The sequence below is a fragment of the Marinomonas sp. BSi20584 genome (assembly GCF_002792415.1).
Classification (GTDB): domain Bacteria; phylum Pseudomonadota; class Gammaproteobacteria; order Pseudomonadales; family Marinomonadaceae; genus Marinomonas; species Marinomonas polaris.
In genome coordinates this window covers 1-2121 of the sequence record NZ_KZ454919.1, presented here as the reverse complement: position 1 = coordinate 2121, position 2121 = coordinate 1, and the positions used below count along the sequence as shown (strand labels likewise).

Here is a 2121-nt window from a genome sequence, read left to right as displayed (position 1 = left end):
ATTGTGTTTTCGTAGGGCATCATGAGCGGAGCGTGATGTGCCGGTTGATGACGTTGTGAATGTCAGATTACACCTCGTGCCTCGTCTCATCTGACCTACGGGGTGGTTGGTATTTATTGTGTTTTGTAGGCCGGATGAGGGAGGCACGACCGTTATCCGGCGTTGGATGGTGTTAAATGCCGCTTTTGTTTTCAGGTAAGGGCCTCGTGCCTCGTCTCATCTGACCTACGGGGTGTTGTGTGTATAGTTGGGTTGTATTGTGTCGTAGGGCATCATGAGCGGAGCGTAATGTGCCGTTTGATGACGTTGGTTTTTTCGTAGGGCATCATGAGCGGAGTGTAATGTGCCGTTTGATGACGTTGTGAATGTCAGATTACACCTCGTGCCTCGTCTCATCTGACCTACGGGATGCTATGTGTATAGTTGGTTTGTATTGTGTTTTCGTAGGGCATCATGAACGAAGTGTAATGTGCCGTTTGGGGATGTTGGTTTGATGTTGGTCTGGTTGATGGTATACCCTTAATACTTCTTTAAAACGATACATAGGGATTTGTATGTTATCTATTAAGCATCACGGTGCTGTACAGGGTGTTACTGGGTCTTGTCATGAGTTGTTTGTTGATTCTGATCAGTCGGTATTGGTGGATTGTGGTTTGTTTCAGGGAGCGGAGACGTCTGGGTCTGGGGCAGATTCAAATAGTTTAGAAATAGACTTTGATATTTCAGCTGTTCAGGCTTTGGTTATTACTCACGTTCATATAGACCATGTTGGGCGTTTGCCTTATTTGTTGGCTGCTGGGTTTACCGGCCCGATTTATTGCTCTAAGCCTAGCGCTGCGCTGCTGCCTCTGGTGATTGAAGATGCATTAAAAGTGGGTGTGACTCGTAATGCCAATATCATTAAGGTTTGTCTAGATAGATTGGCTTCTCAGTTAGTGCCGTTGGACTATAAAACTTGGGCTGTCGTTCTTTTAAATAACAATACTAAAGTACAAGTGCGATTGTGTCGGGCGGGGCATATTTTGGGGTCGGCTTATGTGATTTTTCGGCTTGAGGGTGGTGCGCTTTGTCGGCCTAAAGGCGCGACCTATAATAAATATTGGGATGTGTTGTTTTCTGGGGATTTGGGTGCGCCCTACTCGCCTTTATTACCAGCACCGCAGTCACCTTACCGAGCAGACCAGCTCGTTTTAGAAAGTACTTATGGTGATAGAAATCATGAAAACCGAGCAACAAGGCGCAAGCATTTACAGCAAAGCTTAGAACATGCACTTAGTGATTCAGGTACGGTGTTAATTCCAGCGTTTAGCATTGGCCGTACACAAGAGCTTCTGTATGAGCTGGAACATATCATTCATCAGAATAAACACAAAGCAGTGAGTAAGACTCGTTCCGGTGTCTCGTTAAATTGGGAAGATATCGATATTATTATTGATTCGCCGTTGGCGAGCCGTTTTACTGAGGTGTATCGATCTTTGGCGAATTATTGGGATGATGAAGCAAAGCGCCGCGTGAGTTCAGGTCGCCATCCGTTAAGTTTTGAGCAAGTCACGACAATTGATGATCACGCCACACATTTACAAACTGTCTCTTACCTACAACGTCAAACCCGCCCAGCCATTGTTATAGCCGCCTCTGGTATGTGTGCTGGCGGTCGTATTGTGAATTATTTAAAAGCATTATTGGGCGATGAACGTAACGATGTGTTGTTTGTGGGCTATCAGGCAGCGGGGACGCCAGGACGGGATATTTTGCGTTACCACAACAAGCCAAATGGCTATGTGGTATTCGACGGAGAGCGTTACACCATTAAAGCAAAAGTACAGCAGATCAGCGGTTATTCCGCCCACGCGGGGCAGCGGGATTTGTTAAATTTTATCAAGCGTATGCGAGTAAAACCCCAAAAAATACATTTGGTGCATGGAGATAATAACGCCAAACAGACATTAAAGGGATTGATTGAAATGGAAAATCCAGAATGCGAGGTGGTGGTGCCGTAGGGCATGAACGAAGTATAACGTGCCAGTCAAAATAGCGTTTTTTGTAGGGCATCATTAGCGCAGCGTGATGTGCCGTTTAATGATGTGTGTTTTTTTCGTAGGGCATCATGAACGAAGTGTA

1 protein-coding gene is annotated in these 2121 nt (G+C 45.6%); it reads left to right on the top strand.

Annotation, left to right across the window (positions count from 1 at the left end; all coding sequences use genetic code 11):
- The first annotated feature begins 554 nt into the window (after nucleotides 1-554).
- Complete coding sequence (locus tag TY87_RS22320) at nucleotides 555-2000, top strand: MBL fold metallo-hydrolase RNA specificity domain-containing protein (protein WP_100188756.1); 1446 nt, start codon at nucleotides 555-557, stop codon at nucleotides 1998-2000.
- Nucleotides 2001-2121 lie beyond the last annotated feature (121 nt).

Bases quoted from the DNA above. Each gene is read 5' to 3' on its own strand.
- TY87_RS22320 (WP_100188756.1), top strand. From the start codon at position 555: ATGTTATCTATTAAGCATCACGGTGCTGTACAGGGTGTTACTGGGTCT.